The sequence below is a fragment of the Janthinobacterium silvisoli genome, from assembly GCF_014200725.1.
GTDB lineage: Bacteria > Pseudomonadota > Gammaproteobacteria > Burkholderiales > Burkholderiaceae_D > Janthinobacterium.
Genome location: NZ_JACHCL010000001.1, coordinates 38974 through 63729, shown reverse-complemented (window position 1 = coordinate 63729; position 24756 = coordinate 38974). Strand labels below are relative to the sequence as shown.

At 63.4% G+C, this 24756-nt stretch carries 18 protein-coding genes; 11 read left to right on the top strand and 7 right to left on the bottom strand.

What is annotated here, in order from left to right; all coding sequences use genetic code 11:
- Positions 1–72 precede the first annotated feature (72 nt).
- From HDE75_RS00235 to HDE75_RS00225, 3 genes are read left to right on the top strand one after another with little or no spacing between them, the layout of a single operon-like run.
- Entirely contained in the window at positions 73–1680 is a 1608-nt protein-coding gene (locus HDE75_RS00235; RefSeq protein WP_183678887.1) for an acyl-CoA ligase (AMP-forming), exosortase A system-associated, read from the top strand.
- Positions 1677–2900 carry a pyridoxal-dependent decarboxylase, exosortase A system-associated gene (locus tag HDE75_RS00230; protein WP_183678885.1) on the top strand — a complete coding sequence of 408 codons (1224 nt, stop codon included), beginning with the start codon at positions 1677–1679 and terminating at the stop codon, positions 2898–2900. Before HDE75_RS00235 ends, HDE75_RS00230 begins: the two co-directional genes overlap by 4 nt.
- Positions 2897–4798, top strand: a complete 1902-nt coding sequence (locus HDE75_RS00225) for an asparagine synthetase B family protein (protein WP_183678884.1) — start codon at positions 2897–2899, stop codon at positions 4796–4798. Before HDE75_RS00230 ends, HDE75_RS00225 begins: the two co-directional genes overlap by 4 nt.
- On the opposite strand, the gene HDE75_RS00220 is transcribed toward HDE75_RS00225, so the two are convergent.
- Both HDE75_RS00220 and HDE75_RS00215 read right to left on the bottom strand, forming a co-directional pair.
- On the bottom strand, positions 4716–5651 hold the full coding sequence (locus HDE75_RS00220) for a polysaccharide deacetylase family protein (protein WP_183678882.1): 936 nt from the start codon (positions 5649–5651) through the stop codon (positions 4716–4718). The two genes, HDE75_RS00225 and HDE75_RS00220, sit on opposite strands and share 83 nt — an antisense overlap.
- Positions 5648–6901, bottom strand: a complete 1254-nt coding sequence (locus HDE75_RS00215; protein ID WP_183678880.1) for a putative O-glycosylation ligase, exosortase A system-associated — start codon at positions 6899–6901, stop codon at positions 5648–5650. The genes HDE75_RS00220 and HDE75_RS00215 overlap by 4 nt, the downstream gene beginning before the upstream one ends.
- A 143-nt stretch (positions 6902–7044) precedes the next feature.
- On the opposite strand from HDE75_RS00215, the gene HDE75_RS00210 reads away from it, so the two are divergent.
- From HDE75_RS00210 to HDE75_RS00185, 6 genes are all read left to right on the top strand, one after another.
- Positions 7045–9129, top strand: coding sequence for a glycosyltransferase (locus HDE75_RS00210; RefSeq protein ID WP_260174196.1), 2085 nt, complete (start codon positions 7045–7047; stop codon positions 9127–9129).
- A 21-nt stretch (positions 9130–9150) separates the two neighbouring features.
- Positions 9151–10614 (top strand): lipopolysaccharide biosynthesis protein, encoded by a 1464-nt coding sequence (locus HDE75_RS00205; protein WP_183678878.1) that lies wholly within the window; start codon positions 9151–9153, stop codon positions 10612–10614.
- A 19-nt stretch (positions 10615–10633) separates the two neighbouring features.
- A complete protein-coding gene (locus tag HDE75_RS00200) occupies positions 10634–11734 on the top strand; it encodes a glycosyltransferase family 4 protein (protein WP_183678876.1) in 1101 nt (366 codons plus the stop codon).
- Entirely contained in the window at positions 11724–13259 is a 1536-nt protein-coding gene (locus HDE75_RS00195; protein WP_183678874.1) for an MBOAT family O-acyltransferase, read from the top strand. The genes HDE75_RS00200 and HDE75_RS00195 overlap by 11 nt, the downstream gene beginning before the upstream one ends.
- Positions 13260–13261: 2 nt before the next feature.
- A complete protein-coding gene (locus HDE75_RS00190) occupies positions 13262–14452 on the top strand; it encodes a hypothetical protein (protein WP_183678872.1) in 1191 nt (396 codons plus the stop codon).
- A gap of 102 nt (positions 14453–14554) precedes the next feature.
- A complete protein-coding gene (locus tag HDE75_RS00185; protein ID WP_183678870.1) occupies positions 14555–15559 on the top strand; it encodes a 2-hydroxyacid dehydrogenase in 1005 nt (334 codons plus the stop codon).
- An 85-nt stretch (positions 15560–15644) separates the two neighbouring features.
- Here the strand turns inward: HDE75_RS00185 and HDE75_RS00180 are convergent, their stop codons facing one another.
- Positions 15645–15992, bottom strand: a complete 348-nt coding sequence (locus HDE75_RS00180; RefSeq protein ID WP_183678868.1) for a TfoX/Sxy family protein — start codon at positions 15990–15992, stop codon at positions 15645–15647.
- Between the two features lie 255 nt (positions 15993–16247).
- Between HDE75_RS00180 and HDE75_RS00175 the strand changes: the two genes are divergently transcribed.
- Positions 16248–16652 (top strand): RidA family protein, encoded by a 405-nt coding sequence (locus HDE75_RS00175; RefSeq protein WP_183678866.1) that lies wholly within the window; start codon positions 16248–16250, stop codon positions 16650–16652.
- Here the strand turns inward: HDE75_RS00175 and HDE75_RS00170 are convergent, their stop codons facing one another.
- The gene (locus HDE75_RS00170) at positions 16653–17552 is read right to left on the bottom strand and encodes a LysR family transcriptional regulator (protein ID WP_311735134.1); all 900 of its coding nucleotides are present in this window, start codon (positions 17550–17552) and stop codon (positions 16653–16655) included.
- Between the two features lie 232 nt (positions 17553–17784).
- On the opposite strand from HDE75_RS00170, the gene HDE75_RS00165 reads away from it, so the two are divergent.
- Positions 17785–19149 (top strand): energy-coupling factor ABC transporter ATP-binding protein, encoded by a 1365-nt coding sequence (locus tag HDE75_RS00165; RefSeq protein WP_183678864.1) that lies wholly within the window; start codon positions 17785–17787, stop codon positions 19147–19149.
- Between the two features lie 21 nt (positions 19150–19170).
- Here the strand turns inward: HDE75_RS00165 and HDE75_RS00160 are convergent, their stop codons facing one another.
- Genes HDE75_RS00160 through HDE75_RS00150 form a run of 3 tightly spaced genes read right to left on the bottom strand, consistent with a single transcriptional unit; the run spans position 19171 to position 24755 of the window.
- Positions 19171–21600, bottom strand: a complete 2430-nt coding sequence (locus tag HDE75_RS00160) for a glycosyltransferase (RefSeq protein WP_183678862.1) — start codon at positions 21598–21600, stop codon at positions 19171–19173.
- Positions 21597–22811: a TIGR04063 family PEP-CTERM/XrtA system glycosyltransferase gene (locus HDE75_RS00155; protein ID WP_183678860.1), complete on the bottom strand. Its 1215-nt coding sequence runs from the start codon at positions 22809–22811 to the stop codon at positions 21597–21599. The genes HDE75_RS00160 and HDE75_RS00155 overlap by 4 nt, the downstream gene beginning before the upstream one ends.
- A 3-nt stretch (positions 22812–22814) precedes the next feature.
- Complete coding sequence (locus tag HDE75_RS00150; RefSeq protein ID WP_183678858.1) at positions 22815–24755, bottom strand: XrtA/PEP-CTERM system amidotransferase; 1941 nt, start codon at positions 24753–24755, stop codon at positions 22815–22817.
- Position 24756: the final 1 nt, after the last annotated feature.

Sequence of the window (24756 nt, the reverse complement as noted above, 5' to 3'; positions counted from 1 at the left end):
TCTGCCTGTGCATCGGGGAGCGCAGCCGTTTGCCGGGGCTCCATAACAGGGTTGAAATACAGGGGCGAAACAATGGCGACATTCGTACATGACTTTATCTTCGAGGCGGCGCAGCGTGCACCTGGCACACCGGCCTTGTCTTATCCCGCTGCCTACCCGGCCCAGGAAACGCTGCTCAGTTATGCAGCACTGGCGCGCCGCGTGCGCGACTGCGCTTCCGCCTTGCTGAGCCTGGACCTGCGACGCGCGGAAAGAGTCGCCGTTTACCTGGAAAAATGCCCTGAAAATGTGACGGCCATGTTTGGTACGGCGGCCGCCGGCGGGGTGTTCGTGCCCGTCAATCCCTTGCTCAAGGCGCAGCAGGTCGCTTATATACTTGCCGATTGCAACGTCAGCATCCTGGTCACCTCGCGCGAACGGCTGGCCCAGCTGGCGCCGGCGCTGGCGGCCTGTCCGGACTTGCGCACCATTGTGGTCACGGGTAATCAGCTTGATGAGCATCCCGCCAGTGCGCTGCCCATGATGGCCTGGCAATCCTTGCTGGCGGCCGGCGCCGATATCCCGATGGCGCCGCACGCCGTGGTCGACACCGACATGGCGGCCATTTTGTACACCTCGGGCAGCACGGGCCGGCCCAAGGGCGTGGTCTTGTCGCACCGTAATATGGTGGCCGGCGCGCTCAGCGTTGCCAGTTATCTGCGCAACACGCCGCAAGACCGCATCCTGTGCGTCTTGCCACTCAGTTTTGACTATGGCTTGAGCCAGCTGACGACAGCTTTTGCCAGCGGCGCCTGCGCCGTGTTGATGAATTACCTGCTGCTGCGCGACATCATTGAAACGGTGGAACAGGAAGCGATCACGGGCCTGGCCGCCGTGCCGCCCTTGTGGATACAGTTGTCGCAGCTGAGCTGGCCATTGTCTTCACCGCTGCGCTACATCACCAATTCGGGTGGCGTGATGCAGCGCTCTAGCGTCGAGCGTTTGCGTTTATCCCTGCCGCGCACGCAGATTTTCCTGATGTATGGCTTGACCGAAGCGTTCCGTTCGACGTACCTGGCGCCGGAACAGCTGGAACGGCGGCCCGATTCCATCGGCAAGGCCATCCCGAACGCTGAAGTACTGGTGCTGCGCCCCGACGGCAGCGAGTGCGAGGCGGACGAACCCGGTGAACTGGTGCATCGCGGCGCGCTGGTAGCGCTTGGTTACTGGAACGATGCGGTCCGTACGGCAGAGCGTTTCAAGCCCTTGCCGCCGCAAGCCACGGGCCTGGTGGTGCCGGAACTGGCCGTGTGGTCGGGCGACACGGTGCGCCGCGATGCGGACGGCTACCTATATTTTGTCGGCCGTAGCGACGACATGATCAAAACGTCGGGCTATCGCGTCAGCCCGGCCGAGGTTGAAGAGGTAGCGTATGCCAGCGGCCTGGTGGGCGAAGCGGCGGCGCTCGGTGTGCCGCACCCGGTGCTGGGCTCGGCCATCGCCTTGCTGGTGACCGCCGCGCCCGGCGTAGAACTGAGCCGCGATGCGCTGCTGGCTGCCTGCCGCCTGCGCTTGCCTGCCTACATGGTGCCCGTCTACATCGTGATCCGCGGCGATTGCTTGCCGCGCAACCCGAACGGCAAGATCGACCGGCCGCTGCTGGCGGCCGAACTGGCGGCCGCCTATGGAGACCACCCATGATCGCGCATGCACGGCAGGCGCAGTTCGCGGTGGATGCCGACATGCTGGAGCTGGGCGGCATGGCGCTGACGCGTTTGGCCCAGCGGGTGGGCCGCACGCCGTTTTATGCGTATGAACGCCAGCATATCGCGCGCCGCGTGGCCGCTCTGCGGGCCACGCTGCCGGCTGCTGTGCACCTGCACTATGCGATGAAGGCCAATCCCATGCCGGCCGTGGTGCAATGCCTGGCGGGCCTGGTCGATGGCATCGATGTGGCTTCGGGCGGTGAACTGGCCATCGCCCTCGATACCACCATGCCACCGCAGCGCATCAGCTTTGCAGGGCCGGGCAAGGGCGATGGCGAGCTCGCTTGCGCGGTGGCTGCCGGCGTGCTGATCAATATTGAGTCGATGGCTCAACTGGAAAGAGTGGCGCTGGCCAGTGAACGGCTGGGTCTGGCTGGCAGGGTGGCAGTACGCGTGAATCCCGATTTTTCCCTGCGCCGCGCCGGCATGCGCATGGGCGGCGGCGCGCAGCCGTTTGGTGTCGATGTGGAGCTGGTGCCGGCCTTGCTGGCGCGCATTCCGGAGATGGGACTGGTATTTGAAGGCTTTCATATTTATTCGGGCTCGCAAAACCTGTGGGCCACGGCCCTGGCCGAAGCGCAGGGACAAAGCGTGGAACTGGCCTTGCGCCTGGCCGATCATGCGCCTGGCCCGATGCGCGTGCTCAATATTGGCGGCGGCTTTGGCGTGCCGTATTTTCCTGGCGACCAGGCGCTGGACCTGACGCCGCTGGCCGACGGCTTGCAGCGGCAGCTGGACCGCTTACAGGCGGTCTCGCCCGATACGCGCCTGAATATCGAGCTGGGCCGCTATCTGGTGGCCGAAGCGGGTATTTATGTGTGCAAGGTGATCGAACGCAAGCTGTCGCATGGGCAAGTGTTTCTTATTACCGATGGCGGACTGCACCATCATCTGGCCGCGTCCGGCAACTTTGGCCAGCTGATACGCAAGAATTATCCGGTCGCCATCGGCAACCGTTTATATGGCGGCGAACGCGAGCGGGCATCCGTGGTCGGACCCCTGTGTACGCCGCTGGACTTGCTGGCCGACCAGATGGAGATGGCACGGGCCGACGCGGGCGACCTGGTGGTGGTGTTCCAGTCGGGCGCGTATGGTTTGACGGCCAGTCCCACGGCCTTCCTCAGCCATCCCTTGCCGGCCGAGGTGCTGGTATGAGCGGCCTGTGCGGCTGGTTGACCCTGAGCGGGGACGGTACGCCAGAGCATGAGCTGGTGCTGGCCGCCATGGCGGAACCGCTGGCCCGCTACGACCGGGTGCCCGTGCAACTGCGCACGGGGCATGGCAGCGCCGTGGCCGTGGCTGCTTGTGCAGGCGCCAGCCACGTGTATCAAAAAGAAGGTTTACTGGTGGCTATCTGGGGTCGGCCCGAACTGGACGGCTCCAGCCTGGACGTGGCGCGCCGTCTGGCGCCGTTGTGGCTGGGCAAGGGGGTGGCCGCCTGTATTTCCCTGTCCGGGCCATTTGCGCTGGCCATCCTCGATGAATTTTCAGGTACCGCCTTGCTGGCCGTGGACCGCACGGGCCAGCACCCGCTCAGCTATGCCAGCCATGCGCAGGGGCTGTTTTTTGCTTCTTCGCACGATGCCATGCTGGCCCATCCTGCCGTGCGGACCGCGCTCGATCCGCAGGCGCTGTATAACTATTTGTACTTTCATATGGTGCCGGGCCCGGCCACGGCTTACCTGGGCCAGCAGCGATTATTGCCTGGCGAATATCTGCATGTACAGCAGGGCAAGCTGTGCAAGGGCAAGTACTGGGATATGCTGTTCAAGGAGGCGGCCCATGCCGGCGGCGCGGCGCAGGAACGGGCATTCCTGCGCATCCTGCGGCAGGCGGTGGAACGTTGCCTGGGCGGCGATGCGGAAACCACGGGCGCCTTTTTGAGCGGCGGCACCGACAGTTCCAGCATCGCCGCGCTGATGGCGCAAGTGACGGGCCAGAGCGCGCGCACCTATTCGATCGGCTTTGATGCGCCCGGCTATGATGAAATGGCGTATGCGCGCCTGGCCGCCCGCCATACGGGCAGCAGCCACCATGAACGCTATGTCACGGCCGAAGACGTGCTGGAGGCAATCCCGCAACTGGCCGCCGTATTCGACCAGCCATTCGGCAACGCCTCGGCGATTCCCGCCTTTTATTGTGCACAGATGGCGCACCAGGATGGCGTGACGCGCCTGCTGGGCGGCGATGGCGGCGATGAACTGTTTGGCGGAAATGAGCGTTATGCGCACCAGGCCTTGCTGTCGCGCTATGAAAACTTGCCTGCGATGCTGCGCCAGGCTGTCATCGAGCCATTGCTGTTCCGCCAGCACAATAGCAGGCCGTGGAAGCTGGCCGACAAGCTGCGCAGCTATATCGAGCAAGCCAGCCAGCCTTTGCCGGCCCGTATGGAAAGCTATAATCTGTTGCAGCGCTATGGCTACCGCACGGTGCTGGAAGACGGCTTTATCGAGACCATCGACCCCGGCGTGGCGCCTGCCTGCCTGAACGGCGCCTATTGGCAACGGCAAGACTTGAAGTTGAGCCAGATTAATCAATTGCTGGCGCTGGACATGCGTTTTACCCTGGCTGACAATGACTTGCCCAAGGTGCGCAAGGCTTGTGAGCTGGCCGGCGTGGAAGCGGCTTTTCCCTTCCTGGACGATGAAATGGTGGCCTTTGCGGCTAGCCTGGCGCCTGCCGACAAGTTGCACGGCAGGCAGCTGCGGCCGTTTTTCAAGCGCGCGCTGGCCGGCACCTTGCCAAATGCGATCCTGCACAAGAAAAAGCACGGTTTCGGCTTGCCGTTCGGCCTGTGGCTGCACAGTCATGCGGGCTTGCGCGACTTCGCCTTCGATAATCTGAGCCAGCTGCGCCGGCGCGGCATCGTGCGGCCCGCCTTCATTTCCGACTTGCAAGGACGTTTGCTGCAGGAACACCCGGCGTATCACGGTACCATGGTGTGGATCCTGATGATGCTGGAGCAATGGCTCAGCTTGCATCCGGCGGCGTTTGCCGCAGGTTCTGCCGCAACCGCCACAGAAACATCAACCGTCCTCGATCCCACGGCGTAAAGCGGGGCAGCTGGTACAGGTCCAGCTGCGGACCTGGCCGGCTGGCGCCCCAGTCCGTGGCCACGGCCGCCGTAAAGCCCAGTTCCCTGACCATGGCGACATGGCGCGCACCGTAATCGCGGTCCCGCTTGCCGTTCGGATACGCAAACAGATCCACCGGAGTTTGCAGCCACTGTTCCAGCTGGGTCTTGCCATCGACGATTTCCTGGCATGCCTGCCGCTCCGGCAGTGCCGACAGGATGGGGTGGCGCACCGTGTGCGCGCCGATCTGCATGCCGGCCTGATGTAGCGCCCGCAATTGTGCCACTGTCAGCATGGGTTCCGTTTCCCTGCCGGGCCAGCCGCCCGCCCGCAGGCTGACCTGTTCCGACAGCGCCTGGCGCTGCCTGCACGGCAGGTATTTGAGTTTGGCCAGCAGGGCCGCGATGGCGGCAGAGCGCTGTGCCAGCGTGCCGATAGGCCAGCAATCGAGGCCCAGCTCGCGCAAGTCCAGGCGGGGGGCGGGAGCACGCCGTACGGCGTCGATCAGGCAGTCATTCCACATCCGTCCGCCATCCAGATAGCCGCTGGCAATAAAGAAAGTTGCGTGCAAGCCGTGTTTTTGCAGCAGCGGCAAGGCTATTTGCGCATTGTCCGCGTAACCGTCGTCGAAGGTGATGCAGGCCGCGCGTGGCGGCAAGCTGCCATCCTGCAGGCGCTGCAAGGCTTGCGGCAGGGGCAGCGGCGTGAAAAAATATTTGAGCAGTCTTAATTGCCGTTCGAACAGGCGGGCGTCGACTTCGCCGGGAAACAGCGGGTCGGGCCGGGCCAGCACGCGGTGATAGATCAGGATCGAGAGGCTGGCGGTGTTCATGACTGGATTTGCCCGGTCAGCAACTGGCGCTCGACCACGATGCGCGTGGCGATCAGCACGGCCATCAAATAATAGGGCATGTCGAAATACAGCAGGCTGAGGAAGGCGCCGCCCACGGCAAAGCCGATCATGCTTGCCTGTATCATCGTCGCCAGGCCCAGCGCCCAGCGCAGCTCGGCGGCGTTGCGCGTGAGCTTGATGATGCGGCTTGCTGCGCGCCAGGTGGCGATGCCCAGCGCCAGGTAAATTGCAAGGCCCACAAAACCGTGTTCGCCCAATACCTGGAAATAAATGCTGTGCGCCGCGTGCACATCCATCGGGTTCGGTGCATAACGGGCAAAGATACCCGGATCGGACACTTCGAAGCCGCCGCCCAGGAAACGGTCGCGCGCCAGGTTCCAGGCCATTTGCCAGGCGTTCAGCCTGCCCAGCGCGGAACTGTCTTCCTGATAAGTATTGATCGTATCCATGCGTTCCGACCAACGGTCGGGCATGAAGGCCAGCAGCAGCGGCGTGAGCAGGCACAGCACCGCGCCCAGCGCCACTTTCCTGCCGCTCTTGATCCACATGAACAGACACATGGCTGCAATCGCCAGCAGCGCGCCGCGCGAATACGAGCCCAGCGCAGCCAATGCGGACAGCAGCATGGCCGCGCTCAAGCCGTGGCGCAGCCAGCGTTTGTCGGTGTTTTGCTGTAGATAAAACATCAAGGGGATGGTGATGATCAGGGCCAGGGCCAGCGCGTTGTTGTCACCGATAAAAGTTTCCTCCGGTCCCCAGACCCGCTCCGTGCCGCCGCTGCGGATAGTAAAGATGCCGCCTTTCACGCCGTAATAGCCGATCGAGCCGGCCAGCACCCAGACCAGGCGCAGAATATCTTGCCGCGTGCGTATCACCATCATCACCACAAAACTCATCAGCATGATCTTCATGACCTTGTTCCATTGCACCCAGGACGCTTCGGGCAAGAGCGCAAACGGGGCCGTGATATTCATCCAGACAACAAACGCCAGTAGCAGCAAGCTGATGGGCGTCAGCGGCAGGCTTTTGGGCGTGCGCGAAATCAGCAGGCTGAACATGGTGGCGATCGCGATGATGAAGGCGAACGGCAAGTGCGTGGCAAAACCCCAGCCTTGGGTGTGCGGATTCATCACGCTGACCCAGACCCACATCAGTGCGCCAATCGCGGGCGACTTCAGGATGAAAGGCAGGGAGCCGAAGATCACGAGGGTGACGAGGAGATCGCGCATGGAACCTGCTCTGCTTTGAATGACGGGCCGAGACGACGGGCTGAGCCTTGATGCCGCGCAAGGAGCCGGTGGAGTGGCTCAGTACACTGCTCAGTACATTGCTGTGAAGAGTGTTGCCATGGTAAGACGAAGGAGGCACTACCTTGTTGACCGTTCTCATGCCTACCTACAATGGCGCTGGAACCCTGCCCGAAGTGCTGCAAGCCTATACGGCCCTGCAGGCGCCACCGGGTGGCTGGCGGCTGATCGTGGCCGACAATGGCAGCAGCGATGGCACGGCCGCCGTACTGCAGCGTTTCCATGGACGCTTGCCGCTCACCACGCTCTACGTGGCGCGGCGCGGCAGGAGCGCCGCCCTGAACGACGCCGTGGCACTGGGCTTACTCCAGATGGGCGATGGCAGCGACCTGTTCATGTTTGGCGACGATGACGCCATTCCCGCCTGCGACTGGCTGCGCCGCATGGTCCACTGTGCAAGGCTGCATCCGGGCCGCGCCCTGTTTGGCGGCGCCATCGTGCCCGCCTGGCGGGTGCCACCCGCGCCATGGCTGTTGCGCCTGACACCGGAGGGCCTGACCTGGGGCGTGACCAGCCCCGCGCTGCGCGATGGTCCCGTGTATCCAGGCCTGGTATGGGGCGCCAATATGGCGATACGGCGCCGTATGTTCGAGACGGGCGCCCGCTATGACGAAAGCATCGGTCCCAAGGGGGCCAGTTACGCCATGGGCAGTGAAACGCGCCTGAACCTGGATATGTTCCAGTCTGGCCATCTGCCCTGGTTTTGTCCCCAGGCCAGGGTCTCGCATATCATACGCACGCATCAGGTAGACATGGCCTGGATAGTGCACCGCGCCTATCTGTTTGGACGGGGCAAGTGCCGGCTGCATATGCCCGAGCAAACTGTGGAGCTGCTGGGAGTGCCCCGCTGGATGCTGGGACTATATGTCCGCCACCTGGCAGGTAGCGTGTCCGACTGGTTGCGGCGCGACCGGGAGGCTTTGTTCCAGCGGCGCTGGGAAATGGCCTCCTTGCGCGGCTTTTTCCATGAAGCCTGGCGGGGACGGCGCAAGCGGCTGCCCCGTATCGTGATCAGCAGTTATTCCGGCGAGCTGGGCGGCATGGAGCTGCGCATGGCGCAGGAAGCGCGCGTGCTGGACGCGGCCGGTTACCACAGCATGCTGGCGCTGCGCCGCTTTCCCGGTTTTCAGGCCTGGGCGCAAGGCTTGAAAGCGGAGCAGTTGCGGGTCAGTATTTACGAGCCGCCGCTATTCATCGAGCACTGGGCATGGCGCAGGGTAAACTTGCTGCGTGCCAAGCTGCTGGGCGCCTGGCGGCTGCGGCGCTACCGGCCCGACCTGGTGCATGTGGCGTTTTGCTGGACTACCTATGGCGCGTCCATCCTGTGGCAAGCCAGGCAGTGCCGCTTGCCTACCGTGATCAGCGTGCACAATGCCTTCCCGCTGGAAACCTTGAGCGCCTGGCAGCAACCGTTGATGCGCGAAGCGTTTCGCGGCGTGAAGGGCGTGTACGCCGTCTCGCTCTCATCCATGCAGCACTTCCTGGCCCTGTACCGCGACTGGCTGGCGCCCGGCACGCGGCTGGCCGTGATACCGAATGGCGTCGATACGGACCGTTTCATCGTGTCGCTCGCCCGGCGCGAGCAAGCCCGCCGGCAGCTGCGCTTGCCGCAAGACGCGCTGGTGCTCGGCTCGGTGGCGCGGCTGTCGGCGCAAAAACGGCCGCAGGAACTACTGGCGCTGTTTATCCGCTTGCAGCCGCGCTTCCCAAACCTGTATCTGGTGCTGGCCGGCACGGGGCCGCTGGAAGCGATGCTGCGGCTGCAAGTCCAGGCCGCAGGGCTGGGCGGGTGCGTCTTGTTTACCGGCTTCCAGCAGCGCATCGACTTATTGATGCCGGCCTTCGACCTGCATCTGCTGCTCAGTAAAAATGAAGGTTTTGGTATTTCCACCATCGAGGCGATGGCCTGTGGCGTGCCGGCCGTGGGCACCGATGTGCCAGGCAGTAGCGATATTTTGCGTGGCAGCCGCGGCGGCTTGCTGCTGCCGCTCGATGATGCCGAGATGGCTTGCGAGGCCGTGGCCGCCTTGCTGCAAGACCGACCACGGCGCAGCGAGATGGGCAGGCAGGCCAGGATCGAGGCGGAGCAGCGTTATTCCATGCGCAGGCTGGAGCAGCAATTGCGGGGCTTTTATGCGGGACTGGTGTAGCGCGCCCGGCCGGACCGCGCCATGAATGCCACGCGCCATTCCTTTCTGTTTTCATTCGCTGAAAAATACACGGTGCTGCTATTGGGTATGGCGGCTACCATGGTGCTGTCGCGTCTGTTGACCCCGGCCGAGGTGGGCGTGTATTCGCTGGGCGCGGTGCTGGTGGCCCTGGCCCAGGTGGTGCGCGATTTCGGCGTGGGCCAGTATCTGATCCAGGAAAAGACGCTGGACATGCACAAGCTGCGCGCCGCGCTGGCAACCAGCCTGATCGTGGCCTGGCTGCTGGCGGCGCTGGTGCTGGCGGCCAGCGCTCCGCTCGCGCATTTCTACGAGGAACCACGGCTCAAGCTGGTGCTGCAACTATTGTCGATTAATTTCCTGCTGATACCGTTCAGCGCCTTGACCTTGCCCATGTTGCGGCGGCAACTGCGTTTTCGCGCAATCTATGCCATCAACGCGGCCAATAGCGTCACCAATCTGCTGGTCGGCGTGAGCCTGGCGCTGCTCGGCTGCAGTTACATGAGCCTGGTCGGCGCCGTGCTGGCCGGCTCGCTGGCTTCCTTGCTGACCAGCCTGCTGGTGCGTCCCCGTGAATTGCCGTGGCTGCCGTCGCGGCGCGGCATGAAGGCCATCGTTACCTTTGGCGCCTATTCCACGGGAGGCGGGCTGATCGACGAGGCGGGCCTGGTGGCGCCCGACCTCATCATTGGCAAGCTGATCGATATCGAAAGCCTGGCTCTGTTCGGCAAGGCGCAAAGCATGCTCGGTATTTTCAACCAGGCCATTACCAGCGCCATTTCACCCGTGGTGTTTCCTCTGTTTGCCTTGCGTAATCGTGATAATCGCGAGGAGGGCGGGGCAGTGCCGGTCTACTTGCGCACGATCAGCTGCATGACGGCGCTGTCATGGCCGTTTTTCCTGTTCCTGGCCTGCATGGCCTTGCCCTTGGTCAAGGTGTTGTACGGCGAGCAATGGAGCGCCAGCGCGCCCTTGATCAGCATCATGTGCCTGTCGTCGGCAGTGCTTAGCATGTTCAGCATGGCCCGCTATCTGTTCGTGGCAACCGGGCAGATGCGCGCCCAGGCCAGGCTCGATGCCTGGGCCGGGCTGTTGCGGGTGGCGGTCTTGCTGGGGGCGGCACCGTTCGGACTGCTGGCCGTGGCCTGGGGCGTAGTAGCGAGCACCTTGCTGCGTAGCTGGCTGATCTATGGCTGTTTGCGGCGTTTGAGTGGCCTGGAGTGGCGCGTCCTGTTCCAGGCTTTGCGCAAGAGCCTGGTGCTCTGTGTGCTGACGGCGCCGCCGCCGCTATGCATGCTGGTCTGGCATCCGCACGTGACGCCGTTGCTGGCGCTGTCCGTCACGGCGCTGTCGATGCTGGCTTGCTGGATGGCCGGCATCTTTTTGCTGAAGCACGATATCGCCACCGAATTCCTGCTGTTGCTGCGCAAGCTGAGCGGCCGCGTGTTTGCCTCGAACTCACATTGAATGCCTTGAAAGGATCACCATGCGTGTCGGCATATTGTCTTACCCGATGCTATTCCAGCGCGACGGTGGCTTGCAGATCCAGGTGCGCGAAACCATTGCGGCCCTGAACCGCGTCATGCCGCGCACACCGCGCTCGCTGCAGGTGCAACTGGTCGACGCCAATCACGGCTACCTGAGCGATTACGACGTCATACATGTTTTTTCTGCGATCAACGGCAATTACCGCATCGTGGAAACGGCCTGCGAACTGGGTTTGCCGGTCGTGCTGTCGCCGCTGCTGTCACCTGGCTGGAACCGCGCCGCCGCCTGGCGCGCCCGGCTGGTTGACCGGTTGGCTGGCCGCCTGACGGACTGGATGGTGCAAACCAGTTACGCTCAAAGCAAGCGCGCCCTGCAGCTGGCCAGCCTGGTGATCGCGCTGGGCGAGGCCGAGCGTACTGCCATCATCGACGGCTTTGGCATGGAAGAGAGCAAGATACGCGTCTTTCCCAATGGCATCAATCCGCATTTCTTTACGGCCAATAGCGACTTGTTCCGGCGTGAAACGGGTATAGACCGGCCGTTCGTGCTGATGGTCGGCAGCATTTCTCCGTATAAAAACCAGCTGGGGCTGGCGCAGGCGCTGGCCGGTAGCAACTTGCCCGTGGTACTGATCGGCGCCGCGCCGCGTGCCGATCAGGCGTATTTGCAGCAATTGCTGGCCTTGCGCCATGTGAGCTGGCTGGGGCCGCTCGACCATGCCGATCCGCTGCTGGCCAGCGCCTTTAACGCGGCCGCCGTGGCGGCCTTGCCCAGCCAGGGTGAAGTGTTTCCGCTGTCCGTGCTGGAAGCACTGGCGGCCGGCACGCCCGTGGTGATGACGGCGCAAAGCGCGTTGGACTTGCCTGCTTCCGCGTTTGCGCTGCGCAAGGTGCGCTGGGACGATGGCCAGGCGCAAAGGCTGGCCATCGAACAACTGGTGGCGCAGCGCCCCGAGCGGGCCGCCGTGCAGGCGCTGGTCGAACAATTTACCTGGGATAGGGTGGCCAGCCAGATAGCCGATTGCTATTTCGGCTTGCAGGCTGGCGCTGGCTCGCTGACGGCCTTGGCCGGGAGGGGCAGGAGGCGCCATGCTATTTAATTCGTTTGGGTTTCTGTTTTGCTATTTGCCAATCGTGCTGGCCGGCTATTTTTTGCTGGGCCGCCTGGGCCGCCATCGGCAAACGGGATGGCGCGCGCTGGCGTCTGCTGCCTGGCTGGCGGCCGCCTCGCTATTTTTTTATGCCTGGTGGGAGCTGCGTTATCTGCCACTGCTGTTAGCCTCGATCAGCGTCAATTATGCCAGCGGCCGGGCGATTGCCGCCAGCACAGGACCGGTGCGCAAGCGTCTACTGGTGCTGGCGCTGGCCTTGAACCTGGGCTTGCTGGCCTACTATAAATACGCGAATTTCTTTATCGATAGCGTGAATGCAGCTGGCGGCCTGCATTGGGCCGACTTGCAGATTTTGCTGCCGATCGGTATCTCTTTCTTCACCTTCACGCAGATTGCCTTTTTGGTCGATTGCTACCGGGGCGAAGTGCGTGAATACCGTTTTATTCACTATGTGCTGTTCGTCAGCTACTTTCCCCACCTGATTGCCGGCCCCGTACTGCACCACCGCGACATGATGCCGCAATTTGCCGACCCCACCAACAGCCGCCCGCATGCGGCCAACTTTGCCATCGGCCTGTCGATCTTCGTGGTAGGGCTGGCCAAGAAAGTGCTGATTGCCGACAACCTGTCGCCGCTGGCCATTCCCATCTTCGCGGCTGGCGCCGAGCCGACCCTGATCGAGGCATGGATAGGCGTGCTGGCCTACACCTTCCAGCTGTATTTCGATTTCTCCGGCTATTCCGACATGGCCATCGGCCTGTCGCGGCTGTTTGGCGTCAAGCTGCCGCTGAACTTCAATTCACCGTACAAGGCCGCCAATATTGCCGACTTCTGGCGCCGCTGGCACATGACCTTGTCGCGTTTCCTGCGCGACTATCTCTACATCACCCTGGGCGGCAGCCGGCGTGGCACGCTGCTGCGCTACCGCAACCTCATGCTGACCATGCTGCTGGGCGGCCTGTGGCATGGCGCCGGCTGGACTTTTATTATCTGGGGCGGCTTGCATGGCCTGTATCTGGTGCTGCAGCAAGCCTGGCGCCATCTGTTTGGCGAAGCACGAGCAGGGCGCTGGTGGCCGGGCCTGCTGACCTTTTTTGCCGTCATGCTGGCCTGGATTTTCTTCCGCGCCCCCGACGTGGCCACCGCCTGGGATATCCTCGGTGCGCTGTTCGGCGCCAACGGTGTCAGCCTGCCACGCGGACTGGCCGGGCAAGGCGCCGTGCTGGCGTCATGGGGACTGCATCCCATTTTCGACGGCATCCGCTGGATAGAGCTGGCCGGACCCGGCTTGCCATTGCTGCTGGGCGCTATGTTGCTGGCCTTCAAGGCGCCCAATACGCAAGAAATATTCTGTCATTACGAGCCTGCGATTGAAAGAATATTCCAGCCACCTGGCCGCTGGAATGTCAACTGGCGGCCCACGCGGCGCTGGAGCGTGGGCCTGGCCGCGCTATTCATCGCCTGCATCTTTGGCATGAACCGGGTCAGTGAATTTCTCTACTTTCAATTCTGACCATGGATACTGCCGCCCGCCGCTATCTGCTCTGGTTTTGCGCTTGCGTGCTGATCGCGCTGGCCGCTGTCTCGGCCCTGAATTACCGGATCGACCCGTATCTGCTGCACCAGTGGGAAAGCCCCTTGCTGCAGCGCTTGCGTCCCACCTATGAAAAATTGAGTGTCTGGGGCAAGAGCTATGCCGTGGCCCGCTACCGCCCAGCCGTCGTGTACATCGGCAACTCGCGCACGGAAATCGGCTTGCCCACGGCCGTGCGGCCCTTGTTTGGCGGTTTGACGGTGTTCAATAGCGCTGTCTCGGGCGCGTCCATCGGCGACGCCATGCGCCTGGCCGGACATGCGGCCAGGGTCAGCCATGTCGATACCTTGGTGTGGGGCATCGATGCCCCATCGTTTTCCATGGAATTGGGCTCGGCCGGCGTGGAGCCGGGCCTGACCGATGGTGGCCCCGCTTTTTTTGCGCGCCGCGCGCTGCTCAACCTGAAGCGGGGCTTGACGCTGGACATGACGCACGACAGCTGGCGCATCCTCAGCGGCAGTTATGGCGGCGTGTGCCTGTCCAGCCTGGCTTTGCAAGGCCAGCGCGACCAGTCCTGCATCAGCAAGCCCAGCTATGGCTGGATCGGCACGGCGCGCGCCATGCGGCCGCGCCTGCAAGAATTTAGCGATGGCCTGGGCCCTACCGCCCCCGCGCTGCAAGCGTTTGAGACCAGCATCGCCAAGCTGTGCCGTGGCGGCACGCGCTTGCGCCTGTACATCAATCCCACGCATGCTTTGAGCATGGACGCCCTGTATTGGCGCGGCAAGTGGCTGGCCATGGAACAGTGGCAAGCCAGCCTGGCGCAACTGGCCCAGCGCCAGCGTGAGCAGGGCTGCGATGTGCGCCTGTTCGATTTTTCCGGTTACAACAGCATTACCAGCGAAACCATCCCGCAAGTAAGTGGCCAGCGCGAAATGCGCTATTACTGGGAAGCATCACATTACCGCGACAACGTCGGCCATCTGGTCCTGGCGCGGCTGTTTGGCGGCGAACCGGTGCCGCCTGATGATTTTGGCGTCGAACTCAAACCCGCCAGCCTGCCGGCTCACCATGCGGCCATGCGGGCCGCGCGTGACCGCTATCACCAGACTCATCTGGAAGAAACGGCCTTCGTGCGGGCTGCGCTCGCTGCGCCACGAGAAAAGGATTAAGGTCTTGACTTCGTGTGTAGCGTGCAAGCATGGGCATACGCTATGATGGCGTTTTGACATGCGGCAATTGATTTTGCCTGCGCAATCCAACCAGGACGCCCCATGAAAATCGCCTTTTTTGGCAGCCAGCCCTACGACCGCCGCTTCTTCGATGAAGCCTTGCCCTCGCAACCGGACGCGGCCGGCATCGAACTGATTTATCACAGCGCCTTGCTGGAACAGGAAACCGTGGTCCTGGCGCAAGGCGCCGACGCCGTCTGCGTCTTCGTCAACGACGTGCTCGATGCGCCCGTGCTGGAAGCGCTGCACGGCTACGGCGTGCGCGCCATCCTCTTGCGCTGCGCCGGCTACAACAACCTGGACCTGGACGCAGCCAAGCGCCTGGGCTTTTTCGTCGCCCGCGTGCCTGCCTATTCACCGGAAGCCGTGGCCGAACACACCCTGGCGCTGGTGCAAACCCTGAACCGCCACACGCACCGCGCCTATGCCCGCGTGCGCGAAGGCAATTTTGCCCTCGACGGCTTGCTCGGCTCCACCTTGCACGGAAAGACGGTGGGCATCGTCGGCCTGGGCAAGATTGGTCTGGCCACGGCCCGCATCTTCAAAGGTTTTGGCTGCCGCGTGCTGGGCCACGATCCGTATCCGGCCCCAGCGTTTGACGGCCTGGGCACCCTGGCGGAACTGCCGCAACTACTGGCCGAGTCCGACATCGTCTCCCTGCATTGCCCGCTGATGGACAGCACGCGCCACATGATCGGCGCCGACACCTTGCCGCTGATGAAGACAGGCGCCATGCTGGTCAACACCTCGCGCGGCGGCCTGATCGACACAGGCGCCGTCATCGACGCCCTGAAATCGCGCCAGCTCGGTTCGCTTGCCATCGACGTCTACGAACAGGAAAGCAGCCTGTTCTTCCAGGACCGCTCATCCGACATCATCGACGACGACATCTTCCAGCGCCTGATGACCTTCCCCAACGTCCTGGTCACAGGCCACCAGGGCTTCTTCACCATCGAAGCCCTGCGCGAAATCGCCGCCATCACCTATCACAACCTGGACTGCTACCGGCAGGGCAAGGTTTGCGGCAATAGCGTGCTGACTGACTAATACTGTTGTGAGATAGTTCTATACATTTTTACCCCAGTCTTTGCTTGTGGGGGAAATAGTGTTAATAGCAATCGCAAACTAAAGCTTATTTCCGCGCTTTCGTCGGTGGCTTGGGTTTCGGCGCCGGCAAGGCATCGGCCGTGCGCCGGGCCAGCTGGGACAGCCAGTCGCGCTCGTCCCACAGCTCGCCAGCTATCAGGAAATACGGTTTGGCTTGCGGGTAGGGCGGTGCTTCCTGCAAGCTGCCTTGCGCAGTAATCCATGCCCGCCCAGCCTCAGTTGGCTTGATGAATAACTGGTCGTCGGCGACGATGGCGAACATCTTGCCGTCACAATACACTCCATATTCACCAAACATCTTCCTCGCGCTGATGCCGCCCGCGCCCGCCATCTGGTCCAGCAGAAAATCCACCGTGCCTTGCTGTGATGCCATGTTGTCTCCCCGCCATTGAAACGTCAGTGTAGCCCATTGCAAGGCTTTCGATAAGGTGTGCGAAGTGAGGACGGCATGGCTCATCGCAAGCATTTTATTATCCATATGCATGGATAGTCATGGCATAAATCCTGTCTGTTGTTGCTTGTTTTAATTCAATAAGATGCTCATCAGTTTCAGGCATCGGGCAAGTCAGTCAGCCCGGATGCGGAAATTTTTTGATGATCGTATTGCATAAACAAGCAAAGGAAGTCCATGAGCAAGCCCGAATTTTTCCTCACTCCCGGTTATGGCCCGCTGTTGCAAAAGGAGCTGCATTATTCGCAGGCCGTAAAAATCGGCAACCGCGTGGAAACCTCCGGCCAGGGCGGCTGGGACGATGAGTTGAATTTCCCGGCATCCATTGAGAATGAGATCGTCCAGGCCTTCAAGAACCTGGACCGCACCCTGGCCACGGCGGGAACGCAGTGGGAACACGTGGTGCACGTCAATTCCTACCATGTGGGTGGTTTCCCGCCGGAAGTGAACCAGACCATGACGCGTATGTTCCGCCACTATATGCCGCAGCATTCGCCGATCTGGACGGAGACGGGCGTGGCGGCGCTGGGATTGCCGCAAATGCGCATTGAGATACGCGTGACGGCGATACTGCCTGACTAACTAAGCTAAGGCCTCGCCAAAAGTCAACATCAGCCAGTCGATAAACACTTTTAGCCGGGCATTTTGATAGCGGTTCGGTGGATACAGCACATGCAGCGCGATGGCTGGCCGCGTCCATTGCGGCAAGATCTGCACCAGCTGGCCCGCATCGAGATACGGTTGCATTACGCGCTGGAAGTGCTGGCCGATGCCCAGCCCGGCCAGCAGCATTTCTTTCAGGCCATTGCCGTCATTCGTCGAAAACACCGTGCTGGCCAAGGTGTGGCGCTGCGCTGCCTGTTCAAATACCAGCGCGTCCAGCTTGCCCGAGGCGGCAAAAAAGTAGCCGGCCTGCACGTGGCCCTGCTGCAAATCCAATGGCGACGCGGGTGTGCCCATGCGCTCCAGATACGCGGGCGCGGCGCAAGTGATGTAGTGCAAGTCGGTGATTTTGCGGCCTATCATGCCCAGCTCGTCGAGCTTGCCTGCGCGTAGTACGCAGTCGACGCCTTCACCGACGATATTAACGGCGCGGTCGCTGATGCCCAGCGCGATGGTGATGTCCGGGTAAAGCCGGTGAAAATCGGGCAGCGCGGGGATCAGCAGGCAATTGGCGAACGAGGCGGGCGCGTCGATGCGCAGATGGCCGCCCGGCTTGAGCTTGTTGCTGCGTGCGGCCGTGTCCACCGAATCGAGATCGGCGATCAGGCGCGCAGCGTGGCTGTAGTATTCCAAGCCATCCGAGGTGGGCGCGACGGCGCGCGTGGTGCGCTGCATCAGCCTGATGCCCAGATGCCGTTCCAGATCGTTGATGAGCTTGCTGACGGTGGAGCGAGGCAAGCTCAACTGGTCGGCCGTGCGGCTGAACGAGCCGGTTTCCACGACCCGCACAAAGGTCCGCATGGCGAGTAATTGGTTCACGGTGATGCCTGTTGATGGTGATGACAGGGCTGGCATTGTACATAAAACCGTGCACTCGGATTTGCAATGCCGGAATTTGTTCGGTTTCTGTGATGCACACGACCGTCCGCTGTTGGCTGCCAATGTTATTCCGGGCCAGCCGATAATGATGAGATTGCTAATGCTATACACGCTCAAACCGCGGCTGCTAGAATCGGATAGATTGCACCAAACACATCGATAGGACGTACACATGCGTTTCAAGTTAGCCATGACTGCTGCCCTGGCCGTCATCACCGCGCCGGTCATGACGGTGACGGCGATGGCCCAGTCATCCCTGACCGCCCCAACATCGGCTGCGGCACAGGCAATCAAGCAGTTGGACAACGACACGCTGCTGGAAGCTTATAAGCAATCGATCAGCGATGCATCGCACGGCAAATATCTAGCCGCTAGCTTCGGCATGCTCAAGCGGCTGGGCGTCCAGCGGGTGGAGCAGATCAATGACCCGGATGTGGTCGATCAGTGGGCGCAGGTGATGTCCTGCATGACGGGTGTGCCGACCTTCAACCCGGCGAAAGGCGCCGATTTCAAGATGCCCGCCGAACAGGTCGCCGATCTGCGTGCGGCAGATGCGGTGGCCGCCATTCCCGAAATCGTCCGGCGCGCCAAGCAGACCAGCATCGTTATCCTCGATGAAAACCATCTGGATCCACGCGGCCGGGCTTTCGGGCTTGAAGTGGCGCGCGCCTTGCGCCCGCTGGGCTATACCGTGCTGGCAGCCGAAGCCTTGAAACGCGACGCCGAGGATGCGGCATCGCTCAGCAGGATGGCGAAGCTGGCGGCCGATGGCTATCCACGCCAGTCCAGCGGCTATTATCTGGACGACCCGGTGTTTGCCGATTTTATCCGCCAGTCGCTCGCGCTCGGCTACCGGCCCGTGGCATACGAATCGACGCGTACCGACTATGCCAAAGACCCGATAGCGGCGCAGGGCCAGCGCGAGCAGGACCAGGCCGATAACCTCATCCGACGGGCGGTAAAGCAGTACCCGGGCGCCAAGGTCCTGGTGTATGTGGGCGAGCACCATATTGCCGAATGGCCGATTGCGGCCGAAGGCGGCAAGGTCGCGATGATGGCCGAGCGCCTGAAGCGGGTCACGGGGATCGACCCGTTGACGATCGACCAGGCCGGGCTTTCGCCGGTGCCGATGAACCGTCCCGACGCCGACCTGTATGCCATCGCGGCGCCCAAGGCGCAGGGCCAGTCCATGGTCCTGATGCGCCACGGTAAACCGCTGGTGGTGGGCTTGCTGGCCGGTTCAGTCGACCTGCAAGTCGTGCATCCACCCACTGTGCAGGCTGGCGGCCGGCCCGGCTGGCTGGCCATCATGCACCGCAAGCCGGTGCCGGTGCCGCAAGACTTGCTGCCAGCATCAGGCACGCGCCTGGTGCAAGCCTTCCTGGCTGGCGAGGAAGACGATGCGATTCCCGTGGATCAGGTGCTGGTCAGCGCCGGTGCCAGCAGTGCGCCGATGCTGATGCTGCCGTCGCAGCCCGTCCGCTACGCCGTTCAGGATTTTGCCGGGGGCGCCGAAGCCGGGGATGGGAAGCTTTGATGTTATTGTCAGGCCACGGTGTCAAACCACCTTGCTGATCACATAGCGGTATTTACCCGAGGCTTCCGCCGCGATGTCGTTGACTTCTTCGATGGCGATCGTCACTTGCGCGCCCAGCCTGGCCTGGAAGCCCGTGACGATGAGGGTCCGCGTGGTATCGTCCAGGCGCGGCAGGCAGACCAGCAGCACGCGCGTGAGCAGCAGGCTTTCCTGAATGATTTTGAAACTGCGCACTTGCGGCAGTTCGCGCACGATGTAGACCAGCGCCAGGCCATGCATCACGGTGCCATCTTGCGCCGTGAGAAAGTCCGTGCTGCGCCCTTCCAGTTTTTGCAGCAGCGGCAAGCCGCGCCCGCAAGTGCAGGGGGCCGTTCCCAGCGCGCCCACGTCGCCGGTGGCGTAGCGGATGAAGGGGTAGTCTTGCGTGCCCAGGTGGGTGATGACGATTTCGCCCGTACTGCCGGTGGGCAGTTGCTGGCCGCCGGCGTCGACGATTTCCACGATCAGGTCTTCGGCCGTGACGTGCATGCCGCCTTCCGGGCATTCGTGGGCGATGAAGCCGGCATCGCGCCCGCCATAGCCATTCGCCACCTGGCAGCCGAAGGCGCTGGCGATCTGCTCGCGCTGCGCGTCATACAGGCGCTCGGACGTGACGAAGGCAACCTTCACGCCGATGCCGTCGAGTGAGGTATTGTGCGCGCGGGCGTGGCTGGCGATGCGGCACAGCGCCGATGGATAGCCGAACAGCATGCGCGGGCGCAGGCGGCGCAGTTGGGCGATATAGCCATCGATACGGGCCGGCGACATGGCGAAGGCGGGCAGCAGGCTGCTGCGCAGCAGCCAGTCACGCAGGCGGCGCATGCGGTCTTGCGCATGCAGTTCGATGGGCGAACCCCACAGCACGGCTTCGCGGTCACCGATATCCACGCCCCACCAGCGCGTGGCGCGCCATTTGGCGGCGATATCGTGGCTGATGCGGCGCCGGCCCAGGAAAAACAGCAGCGGTTCGCCACTGGAGCCGCCCGTGGCGAACGGCCGCAAACCCACCGCCTGGCCCGACTTGAAGCTGTCGCGGGCCGCCGCAATGTCGGCCTTGCGCAGCAGCGGCAGGCGCGCCAGGTCCGCCAGACTATTTATTTTGGCGGGATCGAAGCCGCAGCGGGCGAACAGCGCCTGGTAGTACGGCACATGCGCACGTGCGTGCAGCAGCAGGGCGCGCAGGCGTTCCACCTGCCATGCTTCTAGCCTTTCCGGACTCCACCATTGCGAGCGTTCCAGTTCGCGCAGCAAAGACGTGCTGTGGTGGCGTTTAAGTCGCTCGTGCAGCGGAAACAGCCAGCGTGTCACCAGCCGCGTGTAGGGACTGGGGCGCGCAATGGCGCGGATGCGCCGGTAGTGGGCCAGCAGCAGCGGCGCTATCGCCGGCCAGTCATATTGCGCCACCTGCGCCAGGCCCGCTTGTGCCAGCCGGCGGGCGCGTTCCGGATCGCGCAGCAGCGACAGGATAGACGCCGCCATGGCGCCGCTGTCACCGGGCGCCACCAGCAGCGCCGTGACCTGGTCTTGCAGCAGCGCGGGTATGCCGCCCACCCTGGTGCTGACGATGGGCAGGCCGCACGCCTGAGCTTCCAGCACGGAGATGGGCATATTGTCGGCCAGGCTGGGATTGAGCACCATGTCGCATGACCTGTATAGCGCCTGCATGGCGCAATTGTCGACATGGCCGGCAAAGTGTACGGGCACCTTCAACGCTAATGCCAATCGTGTCAATGCTGCCCGTTCCGGGCCGTCGCCGGCCAGCACCAGGCGGGCCGAAGGCATGCTGGCGTGGACGATGGCAAATGTGCGCACGGCGCTGGCGTTGTCGTACAGCGTTTCCAGATGGCGGGCGACCAGGATGACGGGGCCATCACCAAAAGTGGACCTGCGCGGACCGGGAGTAAAGCGGGCCAGGTCGACGATATTGGGCACGACATGCGCGGTATGGCCGTATTGTTCGAAGACGTCGGCCAGGAAGCGCGAGGGCACCACGATGGCGCTGGCGCGGCGCAGGCTGAGGGCGACCAAGCGCGGCGAGCGGGCAAAGAAGGCTGCCGCCTCGCCACCCCGGTAATTGAGTAGTGCCGGTTTGCCCTTGATGCTGGCGATCCACAGGGCGGGCGCTGCGTGCAGATGCCATGACCAGCCCGAGTTGGCCATGATGTGGAACAGGTCGACCGTATCGGCCGCCCGCCACAGCCGACACAGGTGCAGCGGCAGGCGCAGCGCCGCGCGCAGATAACGGATGCGCGCCAGCCACGGTGGTAGGACAGGCCCGTTGACGGCCATCAGCGTCACCTTGGCGCCATCGGCCCGCAGCAGGGCTGCCAGTTGCAGCGTCTGATTGGCCATGCCGCCGGCCGGTGGCGGCAGCGGCCCCACCAGCGCGATGCGCAGGCCGGCCAGTTTCATGGCACGCTGCCCGCCGCCAGCGCCAGGCGCGCATACACGGCGGAGTAGCGGCGCACGCTGCCGGCCCAGTTGCGTTCCTGTTCCACCCAGGCGCGGGCATTGCGGCGCAGGGCGGGCCAACTGTTTGGCGTCAGCAGCAGGCTCAGTACGGTCTGCGCCAGCGCATTGGCGTCGCCGGCGCGAAACAGCATGCCCGTCTGGCCATGCGTGATCAGTTCGCGGTGGCCACCGACGTCGGAGGCGGCCACCAGGCAGCCTTGCGCCATCGCTTCGAGCGGTTTTAATGGCGTGACCAGTTCCGTCAAGCGCATCGGCAGGCGCGGATACACGAGCACGTCGATCATTTGGTAATAGGCGGCCACCTGGCTGTGCGGCACGCGGCCGGCGAAGATCACCTGATTGACAATGCCGAGTTCACGCGCCAGCGCGATCAGCGCCTGTTCCTGCGGACCGCCGCCTGCCAGCAGCAGGCGCAGCGTGGGTTGCGCGGCCAGCATGCGCGGCATGGCGCGCAGCAGCAGGGCCAGGCCTTCGTAGGCATAGAACGAGCCGATGAAGCCGATCACAGTATGGCCTTGCAAGCCCAGGGCTGAAACTAGCGCCGCATTTTCGCTGCCTTGAAAACTGGCGGCATCGACGGCGTTGGGTATCACGGTGATTTTTTGTGGCGGCACGCCGCGCTGGCACAGGTCGCGCCGCAAGCCTTCGCAGATGGTGGTGATGGCGTCGGCGCGCCGCAGCGCATGGTCTTCCAGCGCCCGCGTCAGCCGGTAGCGCAGGCCGCCGGGCCGGCTGCTGCCATGGTCGGCGGCCGCATCTTCCCAGAAGGCGCGCACTTCATACACCACGGGGATACCGAGCGCACGGCCCACGCTCAAGGCGGCGATGGCGTTCAGCGCCGGTGAATGGGCGTGCAGGATGTCGGGTTTCAACTGCTGCGCCAGTTGGCGCAAGCGTTGCGCCAGCCCCAGGATCACGCCGTACTGGCGCAGCACGGGCAGGTGCATCCACCAGTGCCGGCTGGGCGCCGTGCGGTAGAAGTGCCAGCCATCGATGTCTTGCTCGTCTGCTTCCGTGCGCCCGTGTTTTGCGCTGGTCAGCTGCGCCGTTTCCCAGCCCAGCAAGCGCTGCTGGCCCAGGATGGCGATGGTGCGGAAGGTGTAGCCGCTATGCAGCGGCAGGGAATGGTCGAGGATGTGCAGGATGCGCATGATTCAATCCAGTGCCATGGCCGGCGCGATGACAATCGTGGGCGTGGCAGCCACCGGCAGCACCTGCCGCAAAAACGCTTCAAACATCAGCAGCGACCATAAGGGCGCGCTGTAGTCGCGCCGGCCCGAGCCATGCTGTTCGATCAGATGGCGTACGTAATCCATCTCGAACAGGCCGCACTGGGCCAGGGTGGGACCGAGCAAGCGATCTTGCAGGCGCTGGCGCAGCGGGCCGCGCAGCCAGCTGGCCAGCGGCACGGAAAAACCCATCTTCTGGCGGTACAGCAGGCTGTCGGGCAGCAGCGGGCGCAGGGTTTTCTTGAACAGGTATTTGCCCTCGCCGCGATGCAGCTTGAAGTGGGCCGGCAGGCCCGACATCCAGGCCACCAGTTCATGGTCGAGCAACGGTGAGCGCACTTCCAGCGCATGCGCCATGCTGGCCCTGTCCACCTTGGTCAAAATGTCGCCCGGCAGATAGGTTTTCAGGTCCAGGTACTGCACTTGCGACAGGGCGTCTGGCGCCGGGCTGGCGGCGGCGTGGCGGCGCAGCACTTCCACCGCGCGGTAGCCTTGCAGCTGGTGCCGCAGTGCGGGACTGAACAGGCGCGCCCGCATGGCGTCGCCCAGGATGCTGACGCTATGAAAATAGGCGTCGGTGGTATCGCGCGCCAGGCCTTCGAAGGTGGTTTTGGCGCGCAGGAAGCGGGGCGCCCAGTCCGCCTTGGGATACAGCCGGCCCAGGGTGCCGAACAGCGACTGGCGCAGGCTGCTTGACAACATGCTGCGCACTTTTTCTTCGCGCGCATGCAGCCGGTAGCGCCGGTAGCCGGCCAGGCTTTCATCGCCGCCATCGCCTGACAGGGCCACCGTCACCCGCTGGCGGGCCAGCTGGCAGACGCGGTAGGTGGGCATGGCCGAACTGTCGGCGAACGGTTCGTCATATAGATTGGCCAGCAAGTCGATCAGCTGGAAATCGTCTTGCCCGGCCTGCAGGGTGTGGTGCTGGGTGCCGTAGCGGCGCGCCACCAGCTCCGCATGGCGGGTTTCGTCAAAGGCCGGGTCGCCAAACGCGATCGAGCAGGTGTTGACCGGAGACACACTGGCGCCCGCCATCATGGCGACGACGGCGCTGGAATCGACGCCGCCCGACAGGAATGCGCCCAGCGGCACTTCGGCTACCATGCGGATGCGCACCGCTTCGCGCAGGCGCGCCAGCAATTCGTCGCCCGCCTGCGCTTCGCTGGCGTGCGCGTGCGGCGTGAACGGCACGTCCCAGTACTGGCGCGGCGCGGGCAGCGGCTGGCCGGCGCGGATGCTCAGGGTGTGGCCGGGCGGCAGTTTCAAGGCATGCTGGAAGATGCTGCGCGGCTCGGGCACGTAGCCATACGCGAAATAGTCTTCCACCGCCAGCGGGTCTAGCGTGCGCGGCATGGCCGGGTGGGCCAGCAAGGCTTTCAGCTCGGAGCCGAACAGCAAGGTGCCGTCGCTGGCCTGGCCGTAATACAGGGGCTTGACGCCGAGCCGGTCGCGCGCCAGGAACAGCAGGTGTCGGCGGCGGTCCCACAGGGCGAAGGCAAACATGCCGCGCAGGCGCTCGACGCATTGTTCGCCCCATTGTTCCCAGGCGTGCACGATGACTTCCGTGTCGCTATGGGTGCGGAACACGTGGCCGAACTGGCGCAGCTCGGCCATCAGCAGCCGGTAATTATAGATTTCGCCATTGAAGACGATGGCCACGCTGCGGTCGGCGTTGAACAGCGGCTGCTGTCCGCTGGCCATGTCGATCACGGACAGGCGCCGGTGGCCCAGCCCCAGTCCTGGCTCACAGTGCAAACCATCTTCGTCCGGCCCCCGGTGGCGCAGGCTGTGGTTCATGCGCAGCAGCTGTAGCGCATCGATGTCGCGCTGGCCCTGCAAATCAAAGATGCCGACGATGCCGCACATG